At 38.6% G+C, this 1,845-nt stretch carries 1 protein-coding gene; it reads left to right on the top strand.

The annotated features are described in order from the left end of the window. Window positions 1-167: 167 nt before the first annotated feature. Window positions 168-1,845 (top strand): IS1182 family transposase (locus tag N0O92_RS23670; RefSeq protein WP_315617496.1); only part of this gene is annotated, 1,678 nt, incomplete at its 3' end.

The raw sequence follows: 1,845 nt of genomic DNA, 5'->3' as shown, positions 1-1,845 counted from the left end.
AAAAGAGGCTGGGACAAAACTCAGTAAATTGAAATAAAAGAGGCCCGAGAACATTTTTGTTCTTGGGGCCTCTTTCCTATGTATGTTTTTCATTTTATAAAACAAAAAAAGGACAATCTCTGATAAAATTAAAGTTCCTACACAATAACCATCGGAGGTATGTCCTTATGTATAAACACTATAACATGAATCAAATAATTTTGCCTTTAAATTTAGAAATGAAACTTCAAGAAAATGATATCGCATTGGTGGTTCATCATCTTGTAGAGCAGATTCCAGAAGAAGCCTTTGCCGGCTTCCTAAGAAAGACCGGGTGTCCTGCTTATCATCCGAGTATGATGATGAAAGTCATTTTATGTGCTTACACACAATCCGTTTTTTCTGGAAGGAAGATTGAAGGTCTTCTTAAAGACAGTGTACGTATGATGTGGCTGGCTCAAGGTTATGAGCCAAGTTACCGAACCATTAATCGGTTCCGTGTTCATCCGGAAGTTCAAGAACTCCTCCGTGAGTGCTTTGTTCAATTTCGTTGTCAACTTGTCGAAGAGAAGATAATTGACAATGAAGCCATTTTTATTGATGGGACTAAGATTGAAGCCAATGCCAATAAGTTTTCATTCGTTTGGCGAAAATCGATCGAAAAATATAGTGCTAGTTTGATCGAAAAATCAAACCAACTGTATGATGAGTTGGTGGAAAAAGAAATCATTCCTGAGATTGAGCGAGAAAGCACTGAGGAACTTTCAGTGGAGGAACTCTCTTTTATCACAGAGAAGTTAGAAGAGACCGTAGAAGAATACACTAAACAAATTGAAGCAAGTGAAGCGGCAAGCGAAAGGAAAGACCTTCGTTCAAAGCGAAAAGAACCAAAGAAAGCTCATAAACAATTTCAAGAATTCTCCATACGTAAACAGAAGTACCAAAAAGACATGGAAATCTTCAAAGAACGGAACAGTTATTCAAAGACAGACCACGATGCCACGTTTATGCGAATGAAAGATGATTATATGAAAAATGGACAACTGAAAGCCGGTTATAATGTACAAATTGCGACAGAAGGTCAATATACGCTCGCTTACGAGGTCTATTCAAATCCAACTGATACACGTACGTTTTGCCCATTCCTTAATAAAATTGAGCACCATTTCTTTGAACTCCCAGACTACATCGTGGCAGACGCTGGTTATGGAAGTGAGGAAAATTATGAGGATGTGCTTAATAATCGGAAGCGCACGCCCCTTATCACGTACAATACATATCGTAAAGAGAAGAAAAAACGTTTTAAACAAGATAAATTTCAGCCAGCTAATTGGGATTATCATAAGGAAGATGACTTATTTACGTGCCCAAATGGGAAAAAGCTGACGTTTCGTTACGAGTCAAAGCGCACAGATCGTAATGGTTTTACACGAGCATTCAATGTCTATGAATGCGAAGATTGTTCAGAGTGCCCCTTCCGCTCTCAATGTACCAAAGCGAAGGAAGGAAACAATCGAAAAATCTTAATCAATGAAAAATGGGAACAACAAAAGAAGCTAATTCAACAGCTGCTTTCAGAAGAGAAAACGGGAGAGATCTATGGCCAGCGTAAGGTGGATGTAGAACCAGTTTTTGGAAATCTGAAGGCTAATTTGCGTTTCACTCGAATGTCAGTAAGGGGCAATGAGAAGGTCAAAAATGAATTAGGGTTTGCGCTCATGGCGGTGAACATACGAAAGTACACCGCCATAAGTGCCCATCAAGCTTCGGATAAAAGAATAAATCAACAGAAAAAGGGTTCCAATCATTTTATTTTCATGATTGGAACCCTTTTTTATTATTTTCGGCTAGTTATGTCCCAGCCTC

It is taken from the genome of Alkalihalobacillus sp. MEB130 (genome assembly GCF_032335535.1).
GTDB lineage: Bacteria > Bacillota > Bacilli > Bacillales > Bacillaceae_D > Halalkalibacter.
This window is presented reverse-complemented; position numbering and strand designations above follow the sequence as displayed.